The sequence below is a fragment of the Mesorhizobium sp. M0140 genome (assembly GCF_040322475.1).
Lineage (GTDB): Bacteria > Pseudomonadota > Alphaproteobacteria > Rhizobiales > Rhizobiaceae > Mesorhizobium.
Genome location: NZ_JAMYTM010000013.1, coordinates 1 through 25,433, shown reverse-complemented (window position 1 = coordinate 25,433; position 25,433 = coordinate 1). Strand labels below are relative to the sequence as shown.

The 25,433-nt window shown below is 62.5% G+C and carries 27 protein-coding genes and 1 pseudogene; 12 read left to right on the top strand and 16 right to left on the bottom strand.

Annotation, left to right across the window (positions count from 1 at the left end; translation table 11 throughout):
- Positions 1-156: 156 nt before the first annotated feature.
- Complete coding sequence (locus NKJ37_RS15170) at positions 157-576, top strand: DUF4864 domain-containing protein (protein WP_352774226.1); 420 nt, start codon at positions 157-159, stop codon at positions 574-576.
- Between the two features lie 4 nt (positions 577-580).
- On the opposite strand, the gene tgt is transcribed toward NKJ37_RS15170, so the two are convergent.
- The 7 genes from tgt to coaD all read right to left on the bottom strand — a co-directional run bounded on the left by tgt (position 581) and on the right by coaD (position 5,075).
- Positions 581-1,711 carry a tRNA guanosine(34) transglycosylase Tgt gene (gene tgt / locus NKJ37_RS15165; RefSeq protein ID WP_352774224.1) on the bottom strand — a complete coding sequence of 377 codons (1,131 nt, stop codon included), beginning with the start codon at positions 1,709-1,711 and terminating at the stop codon, positions 581-583.
- Positions 1,704-1,877 carry a hypothetical protein gene (locus NKJ37_RS15160; RefSeq protein WP_023812988.1) on the bottom strand — a complete coding sequence of 58 codons (174 nt, stop codon included), beginning with the start codon at positions 1,875-1,877 and terminating at the stop codon, positions 1,704-1,706. Before NKJ37_RS15160 ends, tgt begins: the two co-directional genes overlap by 8 nt.
- Positions 1,867-2,955 carry a tRNA preQ1(34) S-adenosylmethionine ribosyltransferase-isomerase QueA gene (gene queA, locus NKJ37_RS15155; protein ID WP_352774222.1) on the bottom strand — a complete coding sequence of 363 codons (1,089 nt, stop codon included), beginning with the start codon at positions 2,953-2,955 and terminating at the stop codon, positions 1,867-1,869. The genes NKJ37_RS15160 and queA overlap by 11 nt, the downstream gene beginning before the upstream one ends.
- Positions 2,955-3,404, bottom strand: a complete 450-nt coding sequence (locus NKJ37_RS15150; protein ID WP_352442598.1) for a DMT family transporter — start codon at positions 3,402-3,404, stop codon at positions 2,955-2,957. Before NKJ37_RS15150 ends, queA begins: the two co-directional genes overlap by 1 nt.
- Before the next feature lie 12 nt (positions 3,405-3,416).
- On the bottom strand, positions 3,417-3,929 hold the full coding sequence (locus NKJ37_RS15145) for a peptidylprolyl isomerase (RefSeq protein WP_352442597.1): 513 nt from the start codon (positions 3,927-3,929) through the stop codon (positions 3,417-3,419).
- A gap of 41 nt (positions 3,930-3,970) precedes the next feature.
- Complete coding sequence (locus NKJ37_RS15140) at positions 3,971-4,465, bottom strand: peptidylprolyl isomerase (RefSeq protein ID WP_245273275.1); 495 nt, start codon at positions 4,463-4,465, stop codon at positions 3,971-3,973.
- Between the two features lie 109 nt (positions 4,466-4,574).
- Complete coding sequence (gene coaD / locus NKJ37_RS15135; RefSeq protein WP_023812993.1) at positions 4,575-5,075, bottom strand: pantetheine-phosphate adenylyltransferase; 501 nt, start codon at positions 5,073-5,075, stop codon at positions 4,575-4,577.
- Positions 5,076-5,397: 322 nt separating this feature from the next.
- On the opposite strand from coaD, the gene NKJ37_RS15130 reads away from it, so the two are divergent.
- Positions 5,398-5,550, top strand: a complete 153-nt coding sequence (locus NKJ37_RS15130) for a hypothetical protein (RefSeq protein WP_352553047.1) — start codon at positions 5,398-5,400, stop codon at positions 5,548-5,550.
- Between the two features lie 68 nt (positions 5,551-5,618).
- Here the strand turns inward: NKJ37_RS15130 and gyrA are convergent, their stop codons facing one another.
- Both gyrA and NKJ37_RS15120 read right to left on the bottom strand, forming a co-directional pair.
- Positions 5,619-8,420 carry a DNA gyrase subunit A gene (gene gyrA / locus NKJ37_RS15125; RefSeq protein WP_352774220.1) on the bottom strand — a complete coding sequence of 934 codons (2,802 nt, stop codon included), beginning with the start codon at positions 8,418-8,420 and terminating at the stop codon, positions 5,619-5,621.
- Positions 8,421-8,673: 253 nt separating this feature from the next.
- Positions 8,674-9,516, bottom strand: coding sequence for a helix-turn-helix transcriptional regulator (locus tag NKJ37_RS15120; protein WP_352774218.1), 843 nt, complete (start codon positions 9,514-9,516; stop codon positions 8,674-8,676).
- 85 nt (positions 9,517-9,601) lie between these two features.
- Here NKJ37_RS15120 and NKJ37_RS15115 point away from each other — a divergent pair, with 85 nt between their 5' ends.
- Both NKJ37_RS15115 and NKJ37_RS15110 read left to right on the top strand, forming a co-directional pair.
- Complete coding sequence (locus tag NKJ37_RS15115; RefSeq protein WP_352442595.1) at positions 9,602-10,132, top strand: hypothetical protein; 531 nt, start codon at positions 9,602-9,604, stop codon at positions 10,130-10,132.
- Between the two features lie 146 nt (positions 10,133-10,278).
- A complete protein-coding gene (locus tag NKJ37_RS15110; RefSeq protein ID WP_023670949.1) occupies positions 10,279-10,908 on the top strand; it encodes a MarC family protein in 630 nt (209 codons plus the stop codon).
- Between the two features lie 27 nt (positions 10,909-10,935).
- Here NKJ37_RS15110 and NKJ37_RS15105 read toward each other — a convergent pair whose 3' ends face one another.
- Complete coding sequence (locus tag NKJ37_RS15105) at positions 10,936-11,361, bottom strand: OsmC family protein (RefSeq protein ID WP_023812998.1); 426 nt, start codon at positions 11,359-11,361, stop codon at positions 10,936-10,938.
- A 117-nt stretch (positions 11,362-11,478) separates the two neighbouring features.
- On the bottom strand, positions 11,479-12,000 hold the full coding sequence (locus NKJ37_RS15100) for a single-stranded DNA-binding protein (protein WP_127270744.1): 522 nt from the start codon (positions 11,998-12,000) through the stop codon (positions 11,479-11,481).
- 226 nt (positions 12,001-12,226) lie between these two features.
- Here NKJ37_RS15100 and NKJ37_RS15095 point away from each other — a divergent pair, with 226 nt between their 5' ends.
- From NKJ37_RS15095 to NKJ37_RS15060, 8 genes and pseudogenes are all read left to right on the top strand, one after another.
- Complete coding sequence (locus tag NKJ37_RS15095; protein ID WP_013531836.1) at positions 12,227-12,541, top strand: ArsR/SmtB family transcription factor; 315 nt, start codon at positions 12,227-12,229, stop codon at positions 12,539-12,541.
- On the top strand, positions 12,538-13,035 hold the full coding sequence (locus tag NKJ37_RS15090; protein WP_352442594.1) for an SRPBCC family protein: 498 nt from the start codon (positions 12,538-12,540) through the stop codon (positions 13,033-13,035). The genes NKJ37_RS15095 and NKJ37_RS15090 overlap by 4 nt, the downstream gene beginning before the upstream one ends.
- Before the next feature lie 23 nt (positions 13,036-13,058).
- A pseudogene (locus NKJ37_RS15085) lies at positions 13,059-13,663 on the top strand (ATP-dependent Clp protease proteolytic subunit).
- 88 nt (positions 13,664-13,751) lie between these two features.
- A complete protein-coding gene (locus NKJ37_RS15080) occupies positions 13,752-14,048 on the top strand; it encodes a hypothetical protein (RefSeq protein ID WP_128303588.1) in 297 nt (98 codons plus the stop codon).
- A gap of 720 nt (positions 14,049-14,768) precedes the next feature.
- The gene (gene uvrA / locus NKJ37_RS15075) at positions 14,769-17,690 is read left to right on the top strand and encodes an excinuclease ABC subunit UvrA (protein WP_023813002.1); all 2,922 of its coding nucleotides are present in this window, start codon (positions 14,769-14,771) and stop codon (positions 17,688-17,690) included.
- 27 nt (positions 17,691-17,717) lie between these two features.
- Positions 17,718-18,191 carry a GNAT family N-acetyltransferase gene (locus tag NKJ37_RS15070; RefSeq protein ID WP_352774215.1) on the top strand — a complete coding sequence of 158 codons (474 nt, stop codon included), beginning with the start codon at positions 17,718-17,720 and terminating at the stop codon, positions 18,189-18,191.
- 25 nt (positions 18,192-18,216) lie between these two features.
- On the top strand, positions 18,217-19,038 hold the full coding sequence (locus tag NKJ37_RS15065) for a DUF72 domain-containing protein (protein ID WP_023813004.1): 822 nt from the start codon (positions 18,217-18,219) through the stop codon (positions 19,036-19,038).
- 115 nt (positions 19,039-19,153) lie between these two features.
- Positions 19,154-20,305: a GGDEF domain-containing protein gene (locus NKJ37_RS15060; RefSeq protein WP_023813005.1), complete on the top strand. Its 1,152-nt coding sequence runs from the start codon at positions 19,154-19,156 to the stop codon at positions 20,303-20,305.
- Between the two features lie 144 nt (positions 20,306-20,449).
- On the opposite strand, the gene NKJ37_RS15055 is transcribed toward NKJ37_RS15060, so the two are convergent.
- From NKJ37_RS15055 to urtB, 5 genes are all read right to left on the bottom strand, one after another.
- Positions 20,450-20,626 carry a hypothetical protein gene (locus tag NKJ37_RS15055; RefSeq protein ID WP_023759335.1) on the bottom strand — a complete coding sequence of 59 codons (177 nt, stop codon included), beginning with the start codon at positions 20,624-20,626 and terminating at the stop codon, positions 20,450-20,452.
- A gap of 268 nt (positions 20,627-20,894) precedes the next feature.
- Positions 20,895-21,590, bottom strand: coding sequence for an urea ABC transporter ATP-binding subunit UrtE (gene urtE, locus NKJ37_RS15050; protein WP_023813006.1), 696 nt, complete (start codon positions 21,588-21,590; stop codon positions 20,895-20,897).
- A 69-nt stretch (positions 21,591-21,659) separates the two neighbouring features.
- Positions 21,660-22,406 carry an urea ABC transporter ATP-binding protein UrtD gene (gene urtD, locus NKJ37_RS15045; RefSeq protein WP_023813007.1) on the bottom strand — a complete coding sequence of 249 codons (747 nt, stop codon included), beginning with the start codon at positions 22,404-22,406 and terminating at the stop codon, positions 21,660-21,662.
- Positions 22,407-22,412: 6 nt separating this feature from the next.
- Positions 22,413-23,645: an urea ABC transporter permease subunit UrtC gene (gene urtC / locus NKJ37_RS15040; RefSeq protein ID WP_023813008.1), complete on the bottom strand. Its 1,233-nt coding sequence runs from the start codon at positions 23,643-23,645 to the stop codon at positions 22,413-22,415.
- Positions 23,642-25,258 carry an urea ABC transporter permease subunit UrtB gene (gene urtB / locus NKJ37_RS15035; RefSeq protein WP_352774213.1) on the bottom strand — a complete coding sequence of 539 codons (1,617 nt, stop codon included), beginning with the start codon at positions 25,256-25,258 and terminating at the stop codon, positions 23,642-23,644. Before urtB ends, urtC begins: the two co-directional genes overlap by 4 nt.
- Positions 25,259-25,433: the final 175 nt, after the last annotated feature.

The window sequence follows — 25,433 nt, the reverse complement described above, 5'->3', positions numbered from 1 at the left end:
TTCCGCAGCTGCTACACCAGCATGCAACCTGCCGCCGATCGCCAGCGATTATTCGCGATCGCTGAAACCACGATGCGCTGCCAAGCGTATGTTATGATGCGCCTTCGGACAGCGCCATTTCGAGGGAAGATATTCGCCGGACAACGGAGACAGGCCATGCGCCGCGCCTTTTTCGCAATCGCAGTCGTTCCATTCCTCTTTGTGTCGTCGGCATTGGCAGGCGATGCCGAGATCAAGGCAGGCCAGTCCGTCATTGATGGCCAGTTGAAGGCCCTCATCGCCAATGACGGCGCCACCGCCTACAGCTTCGCCGCCCCGAATGTGAAGCGGATTTTCCCGACCGTCGACGCCTTCATGAACATGGTGACCAACGGCTACCCGCCGGTGCGCAAGCCGCAGACCTATTCCTTCGGCAAGGTCGAGGAGACGGCTCCGGGGTCGATCGTCCAGCAGGTGCTGATCGTCGGACCGGACGGCAAGGACTACGAGGCTGTCTACACGTTGCAGCAACAGCCCGACGGCACGTTCCAGATCACCGGCTGCAGCCTGCGTGCCTCGAACTCGCTCAGCACCTGAGGCTTCACAGCAACGGGATATCGCCCCTCGCCCAGCCCTCGGTAATTTCTGCGCCGCGCGCCTCGAAGGTGCCGGCCTCGATCGCAGCGCGGATGTCCTGCATCAGCTTCTGATAGTAGGAAAGATTGTTCCAGGTGAGCAGCATAGCGCCCAGCGCCTCCTGCGAGCGCACCAGATGGTGCAGATAGGCGCGCGAATAGTCCCGGGCGGCCGGGCAATCGCTTTCCTCGTCCAAAGGGCGCGGATCGTCGGCATGGCGGGCATTGCGCAGATTGACCTTGCCGCGCCTTGTATAGGCAAGGCCGTGCCGGCCGGCCCGCGTCGGCATCACGCAGTCGAACATGTCGATGCCGCGCGCCACCGATTTCAAAATATCGTCCGGCGTGCCGACACCCATGAGGTAGCGCGGCTTGTCCGCTGGCAGTTCCGGGCAGGTGATGTCGAGCATCTCGAGCATCACCGCTTGCGGCTCGCCGACGGCCAGGCCGCCAACCGCGTAGCCCTTCAGCTCCATCGCGCTCAGCGCCTGCGCCGAACGCACCCTGAGCGCTGCGTTGTCGCCGCCTTGCACGATGCCGAACATCGCCTTGCCCGGCTGATCGCCGAACGCCGTCTTGCAGCGCTCGGCCCAACGCAGCGACAGCTCCATGGCGCGCTCGATCTCCTTCATCTCGGCCGGCAGCGCCGTGCATTCGTCGAGCTGCATCTGGATGTCGGAATCAAGCAGTCCCTGGATCTCGATCGACCGCTCCGGCGACATCTCGTAGGCAGCGCCATCGATATGCGAACGGAAGGTGACGCCCTTTTCGGTCAGCTTTCTCAGCTTCGACAGCGACATCACCTGGAAACCACCGCTGTCGGTCAGAATCGGATGCGGCCAGCGGGCGAACTCGTGCAGGCCACCGAGCCGCGCGACGCGCTCGGCGCCGGGCCGCAGCATCAGATGATAGGTGTTGCCCAGGATGATGTCGGCGCCGACACCGCGCACCTGGTCCATATACATCGCCTTGACGGTGCCGCCGGTGCCGACCGGCATGAAGGCCGGCGTGCGGATTTCGCCGCGCGGCATGTCGATCACGCCGCGTCGCGCCTTGCCGTCGGTTGCCAGAACCTTGAAGCTGAACGGCTTAGCCATTGAATTCCTTGTCGTGGACCGGGGCGTCCGGCGCCTGATTGTCAAGCGACTGGCGGTAGTGGATGCCGCGCATGGTGGAATCGCGGTGCTGGCGAATGCCCGCGCGCAGTTTTTTCACTTCCGCGACCAGCGCATCACGGTCAAAGGCTTGCAGATCATCGTCCATCGCTCGTCTCCGCTCGGAAAAGCAGGCTTGCGTCGCCATAGGAATAGAATCTGTAGCGGCTCTCGATGGCATGCGCATAGGCCGCGCGCATCGTGCCGAGGCCGCTGAAGGCCGAGACCAGCATGAACAGCGTCGAGCGCGGCAGATGGAAATTGGTCATCAGCACGTCGGCGGTGCGAAAACGGTAGCCGGGCGTGATGAAGATATCGGTCGGACCGGACCACGCAGCCAGAGTACCGTCCTCACGCGCCGCACTCTCCAGCAGACGCAGCGAGGTCGTGCCGACAGCGACGATGCGCCCGCCCCTTGCCTTGGCCGCATTGAGCGCGTCGGCTGTTTCTGCGCTAACCGAACCGGTTTCGGCATGCATCTTGTGGTCGGCGGTGTCGTCCGCCTTCACCGGCAGGAACGTGCCGGCGCCGACATGCAAGGTGACGAAGCGGCGTTCGATGCCCTTGGCATCAAGCGCCGCAAAAAGTTCCGGCGTGAAATGCAGGCCCGCCGTGGGGGCAGCGACGGCGCCTTCCTCGCTTGCATAGATAGTCTGGTAATCGGCTCGGTCGCGTTCGTCGTCATCGCGCTTCGAGGCGATGTAGGGCGGCAGCGGAATGTGGCCGACCGCGTGCAGCGCTTCGTCGAGGAAGGGGCCCGACAGGTCGAAGCCAAGCAGCGCCTCGCCGCCCTCGCCTTTCTCGATCACAGTGGCGTCGAGCTGACCGAGGAAACAGGAATTGCCGTCATGGCCGAAATGGATGCGGTCGCCGGCTGCGATGCGCTTGCCCGGCCGCATGAAGGCCAGCCAGCGGTCCGGCGCCATGCGCATGTGCAGTGTGGCTTCGACCTGCGCCGTCGCCTCGCCCCGCCGCCGGATGCCTTTGAGTTGCGCTGGAATGACCTTGGTGTCGTTGAACACCAGCACGTCGCCGGCCCTGAGCAAGGAGGGCAGGTCGCCAACCCTGCGGTCGTCGAGCCCTTCGCCTGATTTGACCACCAGCATCTTGGCGCTGTCGCGCGGCTCTGCCGGGCGAAGCGCAATGCGCTCCTCCGGCAGGTCGAAGTCAAAGAGATCGACGCGCATCAGTAGAGCCGGACGAGCAGCGCTCCGACCAGCAGCAGCACCGCGCCGGCGATGCGACCGAGCGAGATTTCACGCACCGCGACGCCGAGGAAGCCGATGCGGTCGATGAGCATGCCGGCCAGCAACTGGCCGGCGACCAGAAACGCCATCAGCGCGGCCGCACCGATGCGTGGCGTGAGAATCGTCGACAGCGTGACATAGAAACCGCCCAGCATGCCGCCGGCCACGAACAGCCAGGGCGCCGGCGCCTTCCAGTCGAGCGAGATGCCCTGCAGCTTCACCACCGTGACGGAAATAATGCCGAGCACGATCGCGCCCGACAGGAACGAAAACGCAGCCGCCGCGACCGGGAGGCCCAGGCCGCGCGCCAGTTGCGAATTGATCGGCGCCTGAATGGCAATGAAGGCGCCGGACAGGATGCCGAGAAGCGACCAGACGACGCCCATCATTGTCGTTTGCCCTTACTTGACGTCGGCCGCGACCTTCAGCGAGACGATCTTGTCGGGATCCTGCACCGGCTCGCCGCGCTTGATCTTGTCGACATTGTCCATGCCTTCGATGACCTGGCCCCAGACCGTGTACTGACGATTGAGGAAGGCGGCATCGTCGAAGCAGATGAAGAACTGCGAATTGGCCGAGTTCGGGTTCTGCGAACGGGCCATCGAGCAGGTGCCGCGAGCATGATTGGCGTTGGAGAATTCAGCCTTCAAATCCGGCTTTTCAGAGCCGCCCATGCCCGCGCGGGACGGCGCGAAGGAAGGCTTGCTGGAATTGCCGAACTTGACGTCGCCGGTCTGCGCCATGAAACCCTCGATAACGCGGTGGAAGACCACGCCGTCATAGGCGCCTTCCCTGGCCAGTTCCTTGATGCGGGCGACATGGCCCGGCGCCAGGTCGGGGAAAAGTTCGATGACCACATTGCCCTTGGTCGTTTCCATGATGAGCGCGTTCTCGCGGTCCTTGATTTCGGCCATGTCAGATATCCTTTTTCAGAAAAACAGAGTTATTCGACAATTTACTTGTCGGCGGCGATGCGCACCTTGATCATCCGGTCGGGATCGGTGACCGTGCCGTTGTCCGCCTGGTCGCCCTTCTTGATGTGATCCACCAGTTCCATGCCGCTGACGACATTGCCGACGATCGTGTACTGGCCATCGAGGGGCGGTGCCGGAGCGAACATGATGAAGAACTGCGAATTGGCCGAATTGGGGTCCTGCGAGCGGGCCATGCCGACCACGCCGCGCTTATAATGTTCGGTCTGTGAGAATTCGGCGGGCAGGTCGGGCAGGTCGGAACCGCCGGTGCCAACGGCCTCGGCGCTGAAACCCTTTTTCATATTGCCGAACTTGACGTCGCCGGTCTGCGCCATGAAGCCGTCGATGACGCGGTGGAAGGCGACGTTGTCATAGGCGCCTTGGCGCACCAGCTTCTTGATCTGCTCGACATGCTTTGGCGCCAGATCGGGCCTCAGCGCAATGGTGACGTCGCCGTCCTTCAGCGTGATGATCATTGTGTTTTCCGGGTCGGCGGCGAAAGCCGAGACCGACGCAGCCACAAGACCGGCGAGCACGACAAGGAACGAGGCTAGCTTTTTCAGCTGCATGGTTTTCTCCGAAAACTTACTTCTTGAACTTGGCTGTGAGCGCGCCGGCAACCGCCGCCGGCACGAAGGGGCGAATGTCGCCGCCCATCGAGGCAATCTGGCGGACAAGTGTGGCGGTAATGGTGCGCACCGAAGGACTGGCGGGCAGAAAAACCGTCTGCAGTTCAGGCGCCATGGTCTCGTTCATGCCGGCCATCTGCATCTCATAGTCGAGGTCGGTGCCGTCGCGCAGGCCGCGGATCATGATCGAGGCGCCGTGCTTCCTGGCGGCGTCGATGACCAGCCCGTCGAAGGCGACGACCTTGATGCGGGCACCATCGCTGCCGAATTCCGTCTTCGTCGCCGTCTCGATCAGCTTCACCCGCTCCTCGAAGGAAAACAGCGGCTGCTTGCCCGGATGGATGCCGATCGCCGCATAAACGATATCGGCCACGGCCAGCGAGGCCTTCAGCACATCGAGATGGCCGTTGGTCAGCGGGTCGAAGGAGCCGGCATAGAGGGCGATGCGTTCAGTCATGGCTGGTGCTTCTAATGCATGATCCCAAAAAGTGGAAACCGGTTTTTGCGGACAAACGGTTTTTCGTTTGTCCTAGAGATCATGCTCAAATGAAAGCTAGAGCCTGTTCCATCTTCCGTCCATCAAGATGGAACAGGCTCTAGCGAGCCTCTCTCGCAAAGGCAAATCCGATCGGCGCGCCGGCCATGAACCTTTTCCGGCACATGAACGACAGATGAACACGCTGATCACGAAGCCTTCACGCAGCGTTCACTAGGTTGCACCTTAATAAGATGAAACCAAAATCCCATCTATCCGTTGTTAGGCGCAGGAGAACACGCACATGCTGATCTACATGCTCGCCACCGCAATGACCGTCGCCATGCTGATCGCCACCGTCTTTGGGCTGCATCACGAGGCACAACGCATCCGCGTCAAGGCAAACACCAAGCGCTTCGAAGGCTTCGGCCCGCGCAAGCCATATCGTCACTACTGATAAAGCCTGATTTGCTGCTGCGCCGGCCAACTGGCCGGCGTTGCCATGTCAAAACCTGGGTGCCGGACTTAGTCCGTACCCTCCGGACCGGCGTCAGGCGCCGGAGCGGCATCGGGACCGCCCTCGACCGTCTCGTCGCTTTCTTCGTCCGCTTGCGGTTCCGATATCCGCTCGACCGAAACCACCTTTTCACCTTCAGCCGTGTTGAAGATGGTCACGCCCTTGGTGGCGCGGCTGGCGAAACGGATGCCGTTGACCGGCACCCGGATGACGGTGCCGCCGTCCGACACCAGCATGATCTGGTCGTCATTGCCGACCGGGAACGTCGCCACCAGCCTGCCAATCTCGGCTGCCTTCGACACGTCGGTGGCGCGGATGCCTTTGCCGCCGCGTCCAGTCAGCCGGAAATCATAAGACGACGAACGCTTGCCGTAGCCGAACTCGGTCACCGTCAGCACGTATTGTTCGTGCGCCTTGAGCTCTTCGTATCGGCTTTCGGAAAGCTCCGTCTCCTCGCCGATCTCCTCATTGGTCAGCGCGATCTCTTCCTCTTCGCCGGCCGTTTCTGTGGCAAGACGCCGCTCCGCCGCCGCGCGCTTCAGGTAAGCGGCGCGTTCCGCCGGCGAAGCATCGACATGCTCTATCACCGACATCGAGATGATGCGGTCGGTCTCGGCCATGGTTATGCCACGCACGCCGACCGAATTGCGGCTCTGGAAGACGCGCACGTCGCCGACGGAGAAGCGTATGCACTGGCCGGAACTGGCGGTCAGCAGCACGTCGTCCTTGTCGGTGCAGGTCTCGACGCCGAGGATCTCGTCGCCTTCTTCCTCCAGCTTCATGGCGATCTTGCCATTGCGGTTGACCTGGACGAAGTCGGATAGATCGTTGCGGCGCACGGTGCCACGTGCGGTGGCGAACATCACGTAGAGTTCGCTCCAGCTGGCCTCGTCCTCGGGCAGCGGCATGATGGTGGTGATGCGCTCGCCCTGCTCCAGCGGCAGCATGTTGATCAGCGCCTTGCCGCGTGATTGCGGATTGCCGATCGGCAGCCGCCAGACCTTTTCCTTATAGACGATGCCGCGCGAGGAAAAGAACAGCACCGGTGTATGGGTGTTGGCGACGAACAGCCGGGTGACGAAATCCTCTTCCTTGGTCGACATGCCGGAGCGGCCCTTGCCGCCGCGGCGCTGCGCCCGGTAGAGCGACAGCGGCACGCGCTTGATGTAGCCGGAATGGCTCACCGTCACGACCATGTCCTCGCGCTGGATCAGATCCTCGTCTTCCATGTCCGAACCGCCGTCGGTGAGTTCGGTGCGGCGCGGCGTGCCGAACTCGTCGCGCACGGCGGCAAGCTCGTCCTTGACGATCTTCTGGACACGCGCTCGGGACGACAAAATGTCCAGATAATCAATGATTTCAGCGCCGATCGTGTTCAACTCGTCGGCGATCTCGTCGCGGCCGAGCGCGGTCAGGCGCTGCAGGCGCAGTTCGAGGATGGCGCGCGCCTGTTCCTCTGACAGATTGTAGGTGCCGTCTTCATTGATCTGATGACGCGGGTCATCGATCAGGAGGATCAGAGATTCCACGTCGCCAGAGGGCCAGCGCCGCTCCATCAACTGCTCACGCGCTGTCTGCGGATCCGGAGCGGTGCGGATCAGTTTGATGATCTCGTCGATATTGGCGACGGCGATGGCGAGACCGACCAGCACATGGGCGCGGTCGCGCGCCTTGCGCAGCAGGAATTTTGTCCGCCTTGTGATCACCTCCTCGCGGAAGGCGACGAACGCCTTCAGCATATCGGTCAGGTTCATCACTTCCGGTTTGCCGCCATTCAGTGCCACCATATTGGCGCCGAAAGAGGTCTGCAGCGGCGTGAAGCGATAGAGCTGGTTGAGGATGACGTCGGCAACGGCGTCGCGCTTCAACTCGATGACGACGCGGTAGCCCTGGCGGTCGCTCTCGTCGCGGATATCGGAAATGCCCTCGATACGCTTGTCGCGCACCAGTTCAGCCATCTTCTCGATCATCGACGATTTGTTCACCTGGTAGGGAACTTCGGTGATGATGATCGACTCGCGGTCATTGCCGCGCTGTTCGATGTTGACCTTGCCGCGCATGACGATGGAGCCACGGCCGGTCGAATAGGCGTTGTAGATGCCCGAACGGCCAAGCACGATGCCGCCGGTCGGGAAATCCGGTCCCGGAATGATCTCCATCAACGCCGGCAGGTCGATCGCCGGATTGTCGATTAGGGCAATGGCGCCGTTGCAGATTTCGCTGAGATTGTGCGGCGGGATGTTGGTCGCCATGCCGACGGCGATGCCGCCCGAGCCGTTGACCAAAAGGTTGGGAAACCGTGCCGGCAGAACCTTCGGTTCGCTGCCCGACGCGTCATAAGTGTCCTGGAAATCGACGGTATCCTTGTCGATATCCTCCAGGAGCTCGTGCGCGACCTTGGTCAGGCGCGCTTCCGTGTAGCGCATCGCCGCAGGCGGATCGCCGTCGATCGAGCCGAAATTGCCCTGCCCGTCGATCAACGGAACGCGCAGCGACCAGTCCTGTGCCATGCGCACCAAGGCATCATAGATGGAGGCGTCGCCATGCGGATGGTATTTACCCATCACGTCGGCGACAGGACGCGCCGACTTCACATATTTGCGGTTCCAGTGGTAACCGCTCTCATGGGCGGCGAAGAGAATGCGGCGATGCACCGGCTTGAGGCCGTCGCGCACGTCCGGCAGCGCACGGCTGACGATGACGCTCATGGCGTAATCGAGATAGGAGCGCTGCATCTCCTCGACGATGGATATCGGCTCGATGCCGGTGGGGCCGCCGTCGGCGCCGCGCGGTGTCTTCTGGTCGGTCAAATCGGATCACAATCTAATCAGGAATCACTTGGTGCTTATATAGGAAGCAAGCCCGAAACTCCAACATTCCCAGCACTTTTCCAGTGTCATTTTTGGTGGTAATTTCAAATGGATACCACTGATTGCGACGATATGGCCAAGGCGGTTTCGCCGCCATCGACGCAAAAGCCTGCAATGGACGTTTTCCCCGAGGAAAAGCCACGAGCGCGATGGATTGGACCCTGTGGCTGCCCTTGCGAGCACCTGAGCCGATTCACGAGACGCGAAGGCCCATAGCGCCACGGCGGGCGCGATACTTACCGGGCGTTTCGCCCATGACACGACGAAACCGGCGGTTGAAGGTCGACAGGTCGTTGAAGCCGGCCCCGAAGGCGATCGCCGAGACCGCATCATCCGACATCTGCAGCCGCACCGCTGCCCTGTGCAGCCGCGTCTTGAGCAAGAACTGATAGGGCGTCATGCCCGCGACCTGCCGGAAGATGCGCAGGAAATGGTAAGGACTGGTCGCAGTCTCATCCGCAAGCGCTGAAAGCGAGACCGGCCCGTCGGCATCCAACTCTATCCGCCGCACCACTTCGGCCACCCGTTTCTGATCGCGGCGGCTCGGCGCGCGCCTGACATGCGTGGCTCCGGTGGCAATCGTCGCGGCGGCACCGGCCATGCGCAGGGAAAGTTCCTCGAAGGCATCCATGTCAGCAGTCTCGCGCGCGGCTTCCGCCTCGGCCAGCAGTGGCGCCAGCACCGGCAAAGGCGGCAGGCGCGGCGTGGCGAAGGCCAGCTTCCTGGCGCCCGGCACGCCGGCCACGACCCGCTCCATGTAAGACGGTCCGAAATGAAACGACAGGCAACGGTCGCCGCCGCCATGCTCATGCCCGCATTCGTAGCATGTGCCGGGATTGCCGAGCAGGAGCGCGCCGGGCGCCAGCATCGCCGTGCCTTGTTGCGCACGGTAGCGGAACGTGCCGCTGGTGACGGCAGCCACGCAGAAATCCTGATGTGCTTCCTCGAACGGCCGGTCGCCGGCACCGGCCGTGCAGATGACATCCGTCACGTGCCAGCCAGGTCCGGAGGCGAGAATATGTGTGGTCGCTGTCATGGCCGAAATATAGCAATTTTTCCCAAGCCCAGAACCCCTTCACCGCCTACCCTTCCCGGTCTCCTGACAAGAAGAGAGCTGAACCATGTTTGACCAATCCTCCTTTGCCGAAGCCTTGCACAGCCCCGGACCTATCGACGGACTCGCCGAAAAGCTGAACCTTTACGGGCGCTTCGCCGGCGCCTGGGCGTTCGACGCCTCGCGCCATCTCGAGGACGGCACGGTGCTGACCGGGCGTGGCGAGGTGCATTTCGGCTGGGCGCTCGAAGGCCGGGCGATCCAGGACGTCTGGATCCTGCCCGCGCGCGACGCCGGCCCTTCGCCTTCGCTCGGCGCCTGGACGTTCTACGGCACGACGTTGCGCGTCTACGACCCCGGCGCGGATGCCTGGCACATCTTCTGGAGCGATCCGCGCAACCAGTATTACAGCCGCCAGCTCGGTCGCGCCGAGGGCGACACGATCATGCAAGTGGGCGCCGACGGCACCGGCAGTTCAGTACGCTGGAGCTTTTCACGCATCACCGAAAACTCCTTCCGATGGCTGGGCGAACGCTCGCAAGACAATGGCGCGACATGGCGGCTGGAAGTCGAGTTCCTGGCGCGCCGAGAGGTTTGATCGCCGAGGAATGCAGCAGCAGCCCAGAATAAAAGCGTCGCGATCCTTTGCGCCGGCATCAACCACTTTCCCGCTGACAGTTCCCACCGACCGGGCTTTGCTCTACCAATATTCTGTCCGGGCACGGCCCGGCGGGAGGGTCAGAGATGCCGAGTTTCGACAGCCTGTTCAACGCCTTCGTCACCATTCTCGTGACCATCGATCCGCCTGGCCTGGCGCCGCTGTTCCTGGCCGTAACGCGCGGCATGAACCGCGAGGAGCGCCAGCAGGTTTCCGTCCGTGCCTCGATCATCGGCTTCCTGGTGATGGCGTTGTTTGCAGTTGCCGGCGCATCGATCCTGTCGGTGTTCGGCATAACGTTGCCGGCCTTCCGCGTCGCCGGCGGTTTCCTGCTGTTCTTCATCGCCTTCGAGATGGTGTTCGAGCGCCGGCAGGACCGTAAGGAGAAGATCGGCGACGTCGCCATCACCAAGGACATGATCCACAACATCGCCGCCTTCCCGCTGGCGATCCCGCTGATCGCCGGCCCCGGCGCGATTTCGGCGACGGTGCTGCTTTCCGGTTCATTTCAGGGATTTGCCGCGCAGGCAGCCCTGGTCGGCATCATCTTCGTCTGCCTCGCCATCACCTATCTGGTGTTCGTGCTGTCGGAACGCATCGACCGCATCCTCGGCCAGACTGGTCGTTCGATCCTGACCCGGCTGCTTGGCGTCATCCTGGCGGCACTGGCCGTGCAATTCGTGGCCGACGGCATCAAGGCGCTGATGGCGGGGTAACGCGACGAGCTGCCGCCGAAGCCGGCCCTATTTCACCGTCGTGTCGATCACTTCGAAATCGTGGGTAATCGTCGCGGTCTTGGCCAGCATCGCAGACGCCGAGCAATATTTTTCGATCGAAAGGTCGATCGCGCGTTTCACCTTGTCGCTGGAGAGTGCCCTGCCCTTGACGACGAAATGCATATGGATGCGTGTAAAAACCCTGGGCTCGGTTTCGGCCCGGTCGGAGTCGAGTTCGACGACGCAGTCCTCGACCGCCTCGCGGCCTTTTTCGAGGATATGCACGACATCATAGGCCGAACAGCCACCGGTGCCGATCAGCACCAGCTCCATCGGGCTTGGACCCGGCGTCTTGCCTTCCGATCCGTGCGCTGTTCCGAGCACGACCTTGTGACCGCTGCCGGATTCCCCGACGAAGGTGCGCTCCTCGACCCACTTTACGCGTGCTTTCACCGAACTCGTCCTTTCACCGTATTTCCTTGATCGGCCCGGTCAGCCTCAATCACGATGCAAAACCCCGAAAGTCCATGAATGACTCTCGGGGCACTGTGTCTGACATAACTGTTGCGATCAGAACGGGATTTCGTCATCCAATTCGCGCGACGAACCGCCACCGCCGCCGCTCTTGGCACCGCCGCCGCCGCGATTGAAGCCTTCGCTCGGGCTGGACTGACCGAAATCGGAACCACGGCTGCTGCCGCCACCGGTATAGCCGCCGACCTGACCGCCCTCGCCCTGTCCGCGTGCGTCGAGCATCTGCAGCTCACCGCGGAATTTCTGCAGCACGACTTCCGTCGTGTACTTGTCGGCACCGGTCTGGTCCTGCCATTTGCGCGTCTGCAACTGGCCCTCGACATAGACCTTCATGCCCTTCTTCAGATACTGCTCCGCCACCTTGGCGATGCCCTCATTGAAGATGACGACGTTGTGCCACTCGGTTTTTTCCTTGCGTTCGCCGGAATTCTTGTCGCGCCAGCTTTCCGATGTGGCGATGCGGATGTTGACGACCGGTTCACCCGAATTCAGGCGACGGATTTCGGGATCCGCGCCGAGATTGCCGACCAGAATGACCTTGTTGACGCTACCCGCCATGATATTTCTCCGCGCTCATCCGAAACAAATTTTTGTCGCAGCACCTTACAGGCTGCAGGCGATCGCCGCTTGCCATGGCTGCCTTTACCCACAAGGTTTTTGTTCCCTTTTCGTTCTTATCCGCATCGCTGCTTATTGTCAAGGAATGGCAGCAATGCCGAAGCCGCTCATATGGGTTTGAAAAGACCGCTTGCCAAATCAATAAGTATTCACTTATGCTTTTGGCATGATCGAAGCAGAGATTTTCCGGGCACTGGCCGACCCGACGCGCCGCGCCGTCTTTGAGCGGCTGGCCGCCGGCGAGATGAGCGTGTCGGAATTGCGCACCGGGATGACGGTGTCGCAGCCCGCGGTGTCGCAGCATCTGGCGGTGCTGCGTGGGGCCGGGCTGGTGGTCGAGCGGCGAGCCGGCCGCAACGCCTATTACCGCGCCGATCCGCAGGGGCTCGCCCCCTTGCTCTCCTGGATCGAACGCTACCGGACCTTCTGGCCGGAGCGCATCGAAAGGCTGAAGGCGGTTTTGAAGGACATGGATCAATGAAGAAGGCGGGATCAACGACCAACGCGGGCCAAAGCGACGCCGCGGATGCGCTCGAGTTCGAGTACGAGCTTGCCGAGCCGCCGGAAAAGGTCTGGCGGGCCCTGACCGTACCGGAATTGCTCGCCGCCTGGATGATGCCGAACGACATCAGACCCGAGATGGGCAACCGTTTTGCCCTCGCCGGACCGGATGCGCCGATCGATTGCGAAATCCTCGACGCCGAGCCCGAACGCCTGTTGCGCTATTCCTGGCGGGAGCGCTCGCAGCCAGGCGATGGCGCGCGGCAGGATCCGCTTGACAGTACCGTCACTTTTACGCTTGCGCGCACCGTTTCCGGCGGCACGCATCTGCGCATCGTCCATGACGGCTTTGCCCGCAAGGCCATGCCTGCCGTCGCCATGGCAGGCGCCGGCTGCCGGCTTTCGCTCGATGCAAACAGGTCACCTAAGCCAATCGCCGCAAACACGCCTCGCCTCCTGCTGCGCGCGGCCTGAAAACAAACAGACGGAGAGAGACAATGAGCGGTGTTGCCAATCTGGTTCCGATGGTGATCGAGCAATCGAGCCGCGGCGAACGCGCCTTCGACATCTTTTCACGACTGCTGCGCGAGCGCATCGTCTTCATCAACGGTGAGATCAACGACGACATCTCGGCGTTGGTCTGCGCGCAGCTTCTGTCGCTGGAATCGGACAATCCCGACAAGGAGATCTCGCTCTACATCAACTCGCCGGGCGGCGTGGTCACCAGCGGCTTCGCCATCTACGACACAATGCAATACATCAGCTGCCCGGTGTCGACCGTATGCATGGGGTTTGCCGCATCGATGGGCTCGTTCCTGCTGATGGCAGGCGCACCGGGGCGCCGGATCTCGCTGCCGAACGCCACCATCCTGCTGCATCAGCCGCTGGGCGGGTTCCAGGGCCAGGCCTCCGACATCCAGCGCCATGCCGAGGCATCGGCCGGACGAAACGGCACATGGCCGAACTCTACGCGCAGCATTGCGGCCGCAGCTATGAAGAGGTCGAGCGCACGCTGGACCGCGACCACTTCATGACCGCCCGCGAGGCCCAGGCATGGGGCATCGTCGACCATGTTTTCGACACGCGAAAAAAGGCGGCGTGAGCCAGGGCCGGATCGGAGTCCGTCCGGCTGTCGAAGATTTGACGATGCCGGTCTGGTTCCATCGGCGGCGCGCCACTATAGTCTTGGGATGACCGACACTCATCAGTCCAGATCATTGCACCGCGTCATCGCCGTTGTAGCGCTCGCCATTGCGGGCCTCATCAGCGGCGCGGCACTTGCCGAAGACAGTTCGCCGTCAACGCAAAAAGGCGCCCTGCCCGGCGTAACCGGTGACTACCGCATCGCCAAGCCGGCTCCGGAGCCCGACGACGCGTTTCCCGGCAACGGCAACGGCCAGTTCAAGATCGGCGATACGGATGTCAGGATTTCCGGCAGCATCACCGTCGATGTCGGCGCCGGCTCGATCGGGCCGCCGCGCCACTGACAGTCTGTCGGCGCGTGCTGCGTTGCGCCTGTCGCCAACAGACAATCCGCACATGAAAACGGCCCCGCCGTGCTTTGCGCAAACGGACGGGGCCTTTTTGGATCTCAAATCCAATCTCTACCGGGAGTGTACTGCCGGCATTTGATTTCGGATGCAACGCGGCGTTCAACCGACGATCCGACTAACAGTCTCTGATTTTTACGGGGATATGGCAGGTCACGGTTTGTCGGGTGGCGAAAACGCTAAACCCTGGCACTTATGCCTGCCGCCGCTCCAGTAACAACTGGAACCCTATGGGACGATCCGGTGGCGTCATAGCTCCGCTCCTTTGTCCATTGCGACGTTGTCGTCACGAAGCACAAATCGCAAATGCCTGCGGCGTCTCGCAGGCCGCCTTTGGGCGGCGAGGCCATCGAAAGACGGCCGTCTTCGTTGACTGCTGGAGACTGCTCCCGTCAGCTGGTGGCGTCAACCATCAATAGCCGGTTACCGAAAAATGTGATCGCCGGAAGGTTACGTGCAGGTCAGCTTTTGCACAGCTTTGTCAGGAGCGTGTTCGGCCTTTGTTCTTTCCGCTTGCCCGTTCACGCGAAAGACGGTTAAACGCTTTGGTCGGGAATTGTGGCGTCTCTCGACGTGGCGGCAAAACTACCTACATAGGGGATGGCCGGGAAAACCCGCCATTCCAGGAAATTCCAGATTCTGAGGCGGCGACCGGCTATGGCCGACCATAAATATCTTTCCATTCGCGGGGCGCGCGAACACAATCTGAAGAATGTCGATCTCGACTTGCCGCGTGACAGCCTGATTGTCATGACCGGCCTGTCGGGGTCCGGCAAGTCATCGCTTGCCTTCGACACGATCTATGCCGAAGGCCAGCGCCGCTACGTCGAAAGCCTGTCGGCCTACGCGCGGCAATTCCTTGAGATGATGCAGAAGCCTGACGTCGACCAGATCGACGGCCTGTCGCCCGCCATCTCCATCGAGCAGAAGACCACCTCGAAGAACCCGCGTTCGACCGTCGGCACCGTCACCGAGATCTACGACTATATGCGGCTGCTTTTTGCGCGCGTCGGCATCCCCTATTCGCCGGCCACCGGCCTGCCGATCGAGAGCCAGACGGTTTCGCAGATGGTCGACCGCGTGCTGGCGGTCGAGGAAGGCACGCGGCTGTTCATCCTGGCGCCGATGGTGCGCGGCCGCAAAGGCGAATACCGCAAGGAATTGCTGGAGTTGCAAAAAAAGGGCTTTCAGCGCGTCAAGGTCGATGGCGTCTTCTACGAAATCGCCGACGTGCCGGCGCTGGACAAGAAGTACAAGCATGACCTCGACGTCGTCGTCGACCGCATCGTCGTGCGCGGCGATCTGGCGACGCGGCTTGCCGATTCCATCGAGACCGCCCTGAAGCTGGCCGATGGGCTGGCGGTCGCCGAATTCGCCGACAAGCCGCTCGATGCCAGCCAGACCGGCGAGGATTCGGTCAACAAGTCGAAGAACGAGACGCATGAGCGCATCCTGTTCTCGGAAAAGTTCGCTTGCCCGGTCTCCGGCTTCACCATTCCGGAAATCGAACCGCGGCTGTTCTCGTTCAACAACCCGTTCGGCGCCTGCCCGACCTGCGACGGTCTCGGCAGCCAGCGCGCCATCGACGGCAATCTGATCGTGCCGGACGAGAACATCTCGCTGCGCGACGGCGCCGTCAGCCCGTGGGCGAAGTCGACCTCGCCCTATTACGCGCAGACGCTGGAAGCGCTGGGCAAGGCTTATGGCTTCAAGCTTGGCGACAAGTTCAAGGATTTGTCCGAAGAGGCCAAGGAAGCCATCCTGCACGGCACGGGCGAGCGCGAAATCACCTTCCAGTATGATGACGGCCTGCGCTCCTACAAGACCACCAAGACCTTTGAAGGCGTCATTCCCAATCTCGAGCGGCGCTGGAAAGAGACCGAATCCGCCTGGATGCGCGAAGAAATCGAGCGCTTCATGTCGGCGACGCCCTGCCCGGTCTGCAAGGGCTATCGGCTGAAGCCCGAGTCGCTGGCGGTGAAAATCGCCGGCAAGCACATCGGCGAAGTCACCGAGCTTTCCATCCGCAAGGCCGACCAGTGGTTCACCGACCTGCCAGCGTCGCTCAACGACAAGCAGAACGAGATCGCGGTGCGGGTCTTGAAGGAGATCCGCGAGCGGCTGCGCTTCCTCAACGATGTCGGGCTCGACTATCTGACGCTGTCGCGCAATTCCGGCACGCTGTCGGGCGGCGAGAGCCAGCGCATCCGGCTGGCGTCGCAGATCGGCTCGGGTCTTACCGGTGTGCTCTATGTGCTGGACGAGCCATCGATCGGCCTGCACCAGCGCGACAATGCCCGTCTGCTCGATACGCTGAAGCATCTGCGCGACATCGGCAACACGGTGATCGTCGTCGAGCATGACGAGGATGCCATCCTGCATGCCGACTATGTCGTCGACATGGGCCCGGCCGCCGGAATCCATGGTGGCGAGATCATCGCCCAGGGCACGCCGCAGCAGGTCATGGCCAATCCCAATTCGATCACCGGCAAATACCTGTCCGGTGCGCTCGAAGTGGCGACGCCTGGTGTCAGGCGCGAGGCGAAGAAGAACCGGCGCCTGAAAATCGTCGGCGCGCGCGGCAACAATTTGAAGAACGTCACCGCAGAAATCCCGCTCGGCACCTTCACCGCCGTGACCGGCGTGTCGGGCGGCGGCAAGTCGACCTTCCTCATCGAGACGCTGTTCAAGGCCGCGTCGCGCCGCATCATGGGCTCGCGCGAACATCCGGCCGAACACGACCGCATCGAGGGTCTCGAATTCCTCGACAAGGTCATCGACATCGACCAGTCGCCGATCGGCAGGACACCGCGTTCGAACCCCGCCACCTATACCGGCGCCTTCACGCCGATCCGCGACTGGTTCGCTGGGCTGCCCGAAGCCAAGGCGCGCGGCTACCAGCCGGGACGCTTCTCCTTCAACGTGAAGGGCGGCCGCTGCGAGGCCTGCCAGGGCGACGGCGTCATCAAGATCGAGATGCACTTTTTGCCCGACGTCTACGTCACCTGCGACGTCTGTCACGGCAAGCGCTACAACAGAGAGACCCTCGACGTCGTGTTCAAGGGCAAGTCGATCGCCGACGTGCTCGACATGACGGTCGAGGAAGGCGTCGACTTCTTCGCCGCCGTGCCCGGCGTGCGCGACAAGCTCGAAACGCTGAAGCAGGTCGGCCTCGGCTACATCCACATCGGCCAGCAGGCGACGACGCTGTCCGGCGGCGAGGCGCAGCGCATCAAGCTCGCCAAGGAACTGTCGCGCAAGGCAACTGGCAAGACGCTCTATATCCTCGACGAGCCGACCACCGGGCTGCATTTCCACGACGTCGCCAAGCTGTTGGAAGTGCTGCATGAACTGGTCGACCAGGGCAACACGGTGGTGGTCATCGAGCACAATCTCGAAGTGATCAAGACCGCCGACTGGGTGCTCGACCTCGGCCCCGAAGGCGGCGACGGCGGCGGCGAACTGGTTGCCTCCGGCACGCCGGAAGCAATCGTGCGCGAGAAGCGCAGCTACACCGGCCAGTTCCTCAAGGAGCTTCTGGAGCGGCGCCCCGGAGGCAAGCGCGAAGCGGCGGAGTGATCGGACCGGTTGGCGCCTGGAGAGCTTTTGAATGAAAATCAGAAGAGCGCTTGCGGTGATCTCCAAACTGTCGTCTCGCTGACGGAAGCGGCCTATGCGCCTTACACTGCACTGTTAGGCGCACCGCCGATCCCAGTCACCGAAGACTATACGCCGCGCATCGCGCGCGGCGAGGTGTGGGTGTTGGAAAGCGGCAGCGAAATTGCCGGAGTACTCACACTGGAACGGCACGACGATCACGCGATGATCTTCTCCGTCGCGGTCTCTCCTGACTTTCAGGGCAAAGGCTTCGGTATTGCGTTGCTCAAACACGCGGACGAACAGACGCGGCTGTGGCGCTTGCCCGAGGTGCGGCTTTACACCAACGCCAGGATGGAGCGGAACATCGCGCTCTATCTGGCCTACGGTTTCCACGAAACGGGTCGCCGGCCCAATCCCTACCGGCCGGGATGGGTGCTCGTCGACATGGCAAAAGTCGTCGATGAGACCACCGCGGCCTGATTTTTTCAGCACTGGGAGGATGACAATGAGCACATCGGGAACAATCCGCGCCGGCATGGGCGGCTGGACCTTCGAGCCCTGGGATACGTCCTTCTATCCCGACAAGCTTCCCAAGGCCAAGCAGCTGAACTACGCCACTCGCCAGGTGCCGAGCATCGAGGTCAACGGCACTTACTATTCCAGCTTCAAGGAGCCGACCTTCGTTAAATGGGCCAACGAGGCGCCGGACGGTTTCGTGTACTCGCTAAAGGGCAACCGCTTCGTCACCAACCGGCGCGTGCTCGGCGAGGCCGGCGAATCGATGATGCGCTTCCTCGGCTCGGGTGTTGCCGCGCTCGGTGAAAAGCTCGGGCCGATCCTGTGGCAGTTCGCGCCGACCAAGAAATTCGATCCGGACGATTTCGAAGCCTTTTTGAAACTGCTGCCGGAAAAGCAGGACGGCGTTGGGCTGCGCCATGCGCTCGAAGTCCGCAACGACAGTTTTGTCGTGCCGGAATTCGCAGCACTTGCCCGAAAATACAAGGCCGCGATCGTTTACGCCGACCATGCCAAATATCCCGACATCGCCGATGTCACCGGTGATTTCGTCTACGCCCGGCTGCAGACCGGCAGCGATGACAATCCCGACTGCTACACGCCGAAAGGCCTCGATGAATGGGCCGCGCGGGTAAAGATTTGGGCGCAAGGCAAGCAGCCGGCCGACCTGCGGCGCGCCGACCCCGCCACCGATGCGCCGGTCAAGCCGCGCGACGTGTTCGTCTACTTCATCACCGAGGGCAAGGTGCGCGCGCCGTTCGGCGCCATGGCACTGATGAAGCGAGTGGACCAGGGTCAGCCGGTGCCCTGACGCAGCGGAATCATGGCATCTTCGCTACCGTCGTAACCTTATCGATACCTCCTTGCTGCATGAATCCAGCCGAACCAGTCGCAGATTTGGGCCGCCGCGGGCAAGGACGAGGGGCATGTCGCTCGACTACACTTCACTTCTGCTGGCTGTCGGTTTTTCCGCTGCCTGCCTGAGCCTGACATTGTTTGGCATGTGGCTGACCGCTCGCTCGGAGAAATTCCTGCTGACATGGGCGATCAGTCTGGTGTTCGTGGTCGGCGATATTTTTGTCTATGACGCCTATATCGATATGCCCGGGCGCCTGCTCGGCATCGCCACGCTGGCTTTCCTCCTGCTCGGTTTCTCGACAATGCTGGGCGCGGCCTACCAGTTCAGAACCGGCGGCTCGCCAGTGCCGCGAACGGTGCTTGGCAGCGCCATTTCGCTGGCCGTGACGTTGCCTCCGATGGCTCTAGGCTATGACGGGCTGGGCTTCATGTTCGAAAATGCCTTCGCCGCCTTGCTTCTGTTCGCAACGGCGGTCGAATACTGGAAAGGCCGCGACGAAGCCCCTGCCCTGACGATCGGTATCACCGCGCTCTATTCCGCCACGGCCGCATCCTTCGCTCTCTGCGCCATGGTTCTAGCCTTGGATGGAAAGCTGGTCCTTGGACATGCGCCAAGCAACTGGGCCGAGGAACTGAGCCTCATCATCGTCATCGCCAGCATGACCGGGATCGGGGCGCTTTCCCTGGCCCTGAACCAGGGACGTCTGGCCCGGCATCACCGCCACAATGCCCTGACCGACCCGCTGACCGGCCTGCTCAACCGCCGCGCCCTGTTCGACCTGCACGGCGATGCGCCGGTCGGCGCCTTCACGGCGGTGGTCGTCTTCGATCTCGACAACTTCAAGGCCGTCAACGACGAATTCGGCCACGCCGCCGGCGATGAGGTGCTGAAGGTGTTCGCACGGGAACTCGCCGGCAATCTCCGCCCGGGCGACGTCGCCGCGCGCATGGGCGGCGAGGAATTCGCGCTGGTGCTGAAGCGGACCTTGCCCGAAACGGTGGAGGCCACCGCCGAGGCCATACGGACAGCTTTTGCCGCGCACCGCATCGAAACCGAGACAGGCTCGCTGATATGCACGGTCAGTGCCGGATTTGCTTTCGGCACCAAGGAAGGTCTCGGCTTCGACAAGGTGCTCAATACCGCCGACAAGGCGCTCTACGACGCCAAGCGCGGTGGCCGCAACCGCGTCACCGCCTCTCCGTTCAGGCGCGCAGGCTGATCGCGCATCTGTGGCAGCCACGATCACGATGAGCTGTGCGACTTCCAGAGCATTTCACCGTTTCAAGGAAACGGCGAGCTGCTCTAACCCGTTGTCTGATGCAATTATCCAGGGAAAGCGCTTCGCACTTTTCCCAGAATTGCTCTACGCCGCCATCACGATTTCATTGAATGCATCCAGGTCGACATAGAAGACCTTGGTGATCTCCTCGATCAGGTCGTCATGGCCGTAGCCTTGGGACTTCAAGATGTTGATGGCAGTGATGATATCGACGCGCTCGGTAAGCCGCCGCTTCTGGTAGTCCTCGACGTAACGTTCCATGGCTGTCCCTTAGCCTGTGTGCCCAAACGCGTTGAACGACAAAGATCGCAGGAGAGAAGCTAGGAAGCCTTGCTTGCGTGAGACTTGCCGGTGATAGCCGCGGCCTCGATCTGCGATAAACCAGACTGGTACGGAAGCGGCCGACTCACAAAAGCCTAGGAAAAGACTAGCACGCAGTTGCCGATGCACCAGAGACGCTGATGCAGGGCCGGAGAAATATTGGATTTGGCAAGGACTTCGGATCGTCAACTGAAGTGCGGCGGCGATTCTACACCGTCAGGAACTTCCGGACATCGGCACGGTCCAGATCTTCCGCCGGACCGGTATGGACGATCACGCCCCGGTCCATGATGTTGACCTCGTCGGCGAGTTCGCGGCAGAAATCGAGATATTGTTCGACCAAAAGCACGGCGATGCCGGCTTGGTCGCGCAGGTAGCGGATGGCGCGGCCGATGTCCTTGATGATCGACGGCTGGATGCCTTCGGTCGGCTCGTCGAGCACCAGCAGCTTCGGCCGCATCACCAATGCCCTCCCGATGGCGAGCTGCTGCTGCTGGCCCCCGGAAAGATCGCCACCGCGACGGCCGAGCATCTGCTTCAGCACCGGGAACAATTCGAAGACATGTGCAGGAATGTTGCGGTCGGCCCGTTTCAGCGGCGCGAAGCCTGATTCCAGGTTCTCCCGCACGGTGAGCAGCGGAAAGACCTCCCTGCCCTGCGGTACGAATGCGATGCCCGACCGGGCGCGGTCATACGCCGCGCTCCGGTCGAGCGCCTTCCCCTCGAAGGCAACGCTTCCGCTCGTCAGCCGGTGATGGCCGACGATCGATCTCATCAAACTGGTCTTGCCGACGCCATTGCGGCCGAGCACGCAGGTGATCTTGCCGGCGCCCGCCTTCAGCGACACGCCGCGCAGCGCCTGGGCGGCGCCGTAGTGCAGCGTGGCATTGGAAACTTCGAGCATGTCAGCGCCTTTTCCAGAACCGCAGAAACGACAAATCGAAGTGATGGAACTGCACCCGCCAAACCATGCTCATCTCCCCAGATAGACTTCGACGACACGCTCGTCGGCCGACACAAAATCGAGTGTGCCCTCACTCAGCACCGAGCCCTCATGCAGGCAGGTGACCTTGACGCCGAGCTCGCGCACGAAATGCATGTCGTGCTCGACGACGATGACCGAATGGTCGCGGGCAATATCCTTGAGCAGCCGCGCGGTTTCCTCGGTCTCGGCATCGGTCATGCCGGCGACCGGTTCGTCGACCAGAAGCAGTTTCGGGTCCTGCGCCAAGAGCATGCCGATCTCGAGCCACTGCTTTTGCCCATGGCTCAGATTGGCCGCCAGTTCGTCACGCTTGTCGCCAAGCCGGATGATGCCGAGGATGTCATCGATCTGCCGCGTCTCGGCGGCCGAGCGGCGATGGAACAGCGCCGGGAAGATCGAGCGCGGCCCCTTCAGCGCCAGCATCAGGTTTTCCTCGATCGTGTGGCTTTCGAACACGGTCGGCTTCTGAAACTTGCGGCCGATGCCCATCATGGCGATCTCGGCCTCATCATGCTTGGTCAGATCGACCTGGCCGTCGAAGAACACGTCGCCTTCGTCGGGCCGCGTCTTGCCGGTGACGATGTCCATCATCGTCGTCTTGCCGGCGCCGTTGGGGCCGATGATGGCGCGCATCTCACCCTTGTCGAGCACCAGCGACAGATTGTTGATGGCGCGAAAGCCGTCGAAGGAGACCGAAACTCCGTCGAGATAAAGGATCGTGTTCGACTTTGACATGGTCGCTCACTCCGCCGGCTGCGGTTCGGGGTTGCTGGCGGACCAGTCGCCGGGCTTTCTCGCCTCGCTGCGAACGATTTTCGCCGGCGGCGGGACGTCGGCATCGGTGCCGGCTTCCTCGGCAATCGAAGCTGCCCGCAACGCCCTGGCGTTGCCGCGCCAGCTGTCCCACATGCCGATGATGCCCTTGGGCAGCAAGAGCGTGACGGCGACGAACAGCCCACCCAAGGCAAACAGCCAGAATTCCGGCAGCACGCCGGTGAACCAGGATTTGCCGGCATTGACCAGCAACGCACCGATGATCGGTCCGACAATGGTGCCGCGCCCGCCGACGGCGGCCCACACAACGACCTCGATCGAATTGGCCGGCTCGAATTCACCCGGATTGATGATGCCGACCTGCGGCACGTAGAGCGCGCCGGCTATGCCGGCCATGACGGCCGAGACGGTGAAGGCGAACAGTTTTACGTTCTCCGCCCGCCAGCCGAGGAAGCGCGTGCGGCTCTCGGCATCGCGCACAGCCATCAAGAGCTTGCCGTATTTGGAGCCGACGATCGCCCAGGTGACGAAGACGGCTAGCGCGAGCATCACGGCGCTGGCGGCAAACAGCGCCGAGCGCGTCGCGTCGGCCTGCACGTTGAAGCCCAGAATATCTTTGAAATCGGTCAGGCCGTTGTTGCCGCCGAACCCCATGTCGTTGCGAAAAAAGGCAAGCAGCAGCGCGTACGTCATCGCCTGGGTGATGATCGAGAGATAAACGCCGGTGACGCGGCTGCGGAAGGCGAACCAGCCAAAGACGAAAGCGAGCAGGCCGGGCACCGCGAGCACCATGAGGCCGGCGAACCAGAAATGGTCGAAACCGTACCAGAACCAGGGCAATTCCTTGTAGTTCAGGAACACCATGAAGTCGGGCAAGATGGGATTGCCGTAGACGCCGCGTGAGCCGATCTGGCGCATCAGATACATGCCCATCGCATAGCCGCCGAGCGCGAAGAAGGCGCCGTGGCCAAGCGAAAGGATGCCGCAATAGCCCCAGACAAGATCGAGCGCCAAGGCGAGCAGTGCATAACAGAGATATTTGCCGGTCAGCGCGACAATGTAGGATGGGATGTAGAAGGCGCTGGCAGGAGACACCGCAAGGTTGAGCAGCGGCACGATGACGGCCACCGCCAGCAGGATGAAGATCGTGATGGCGATGCGGCGGTCCGCGCCGGCGGCAAAGAAGCGTCCCGTGATCATGCTTCCACCGCCCTGCCCTTGAGCGCGAACAGGCCGCGCGGGCGCTTCTGTATGAACAGGATGATCAGCACCAGCACGACGATCTTGCCGAGCACCGCGCCCGCATAGGGCTCGAGGAACTTGTTGACGATGCCAAGCGAGAAGGCGCCGACCAGCGTGCCCCACAGATTGCCGACGCCGCCGAAGACGACGACCATGAAGCTGTCGATGATGTAGCCGCGACCGAGATTGGGCGAGACATTGTCGATCTGGCTGAGCGCGACACCGGCAATGCCTGCAATGCCGGAGCCGAGCGCGAAAGTCAGCGCGTCTACCCATGGCGTCCTGATGCCCATCGAGGCGGCCATGCGCCGGTTGGCGGTGACGGCGCGCATCTGAAGGCCCCAGGGCGTGCGCTTCATCACGTAGAGCAGGATGCCGAAGACAGCGAGCGCGAAAACCAGGATCCACAGCCGGTTCCAGGTGATCGCCAACTGTCCGACATTGAACGAGCCCGACATCCACGAGGGGTTGCCCACCTCCTGGTTGGTCGGCCCGAAGATCGAACGCACGGCCTGTTGCAGGATCAGCGAGACGCCCCAAGTCGCAAGCAGTGTTTCCAGCGGCCGCCCGTAGAGAAAGCGGATGACGCCGCGCTCGATGATCAGGCCGACCAGAGCCGAGACGAGGAAAGCCAGCGGCAGCGCAATAACCAGCGACCAGTCGAACAGGCCGGGAAAGGAGGTGCGGATCACCTGCTGGACGACGAAGGTCGTGTAGGCGCCGAGCATGACCATCTCGCCGTGCGCCATGTTGATAACGCCCATGACGCCGAAGGTGATGGCAAGGCCGATCGCCGCCAGCAGCAGCACCGAGCCCAGCGAAATGCCGTACCAGATGTTCTGGCCGGCATCCCAGAAGGCCAGCGTCGAATTGATGTTGGCGATTGCGGTCGTCGCCGCTTGCTTGACCGCGTCGGTGGATTTCGCCTCGACCGAGGTGAGCAGGGAAACCGCATCGCGGTCGCCACGCGCGCCGATCAGGGCAATTGCAGCGAGCTTGTCGGCTTCAGGCCGGTCGGAGACCAGAACGGAGGCGGCACGAGCCTGTTCGAGCAGCGCCTTGACGCTGGCCACGGTCTCACTGGCGATTGCCGTGTCGAGCGGTCCGATGTTTGCGGCGTCGGGCGTCTTGAACATGGTGTCGGCGGCGGCGATGCGCACGGCCGGATCCTTGGCGCCAAGCGTCAGCGTGCCCAACGCATCGCGGATGACGCGACGCAGCGTGTTGTTGACCTTGATCTTGGTGATGTCGTCCTTGGCCGCCTCGCCCGATGCCTCGCCGCTCAACGGGTCGGAAAGCTGGACGCTTTCGCCCGCTTCCTTGCCGACAAACACCAGGGAATCGGCCTTGCGGACATAGAGGTTGCCGTCGGCCAGTGCCGCAAGCGGCCGCTCCACCGCCGGATCGCCGGCAGCAGCCAGTTCGTGGACGACGGCTCCGATCTCGGAAAAGCCCTTGGCCGCGGCGAATTTGGCGATGATGCCGCGCAGATCGGCTTCGCCGGCGCCGGAGGACGACAGTGTCGCCAGCAGGAACAACAGCATCAAACCAATCGTACGAAACAGGTTCATCGGTCTCTGGTAACCCTTGAAGGTTGAAGTGGGCGTGGGGGGCGGGGGGGGGGGGGGGCGGCGGGGGGCCGGGGGCGGGGCGGGGGGGGGGGCGGGGGGGGGGGGGCGGGGGGGGGGGGGCAGGGAGGGGGGCGCGGGCCCGGCGGCGCGGGCGGGGCGGGGGCTGTGGGCGGCG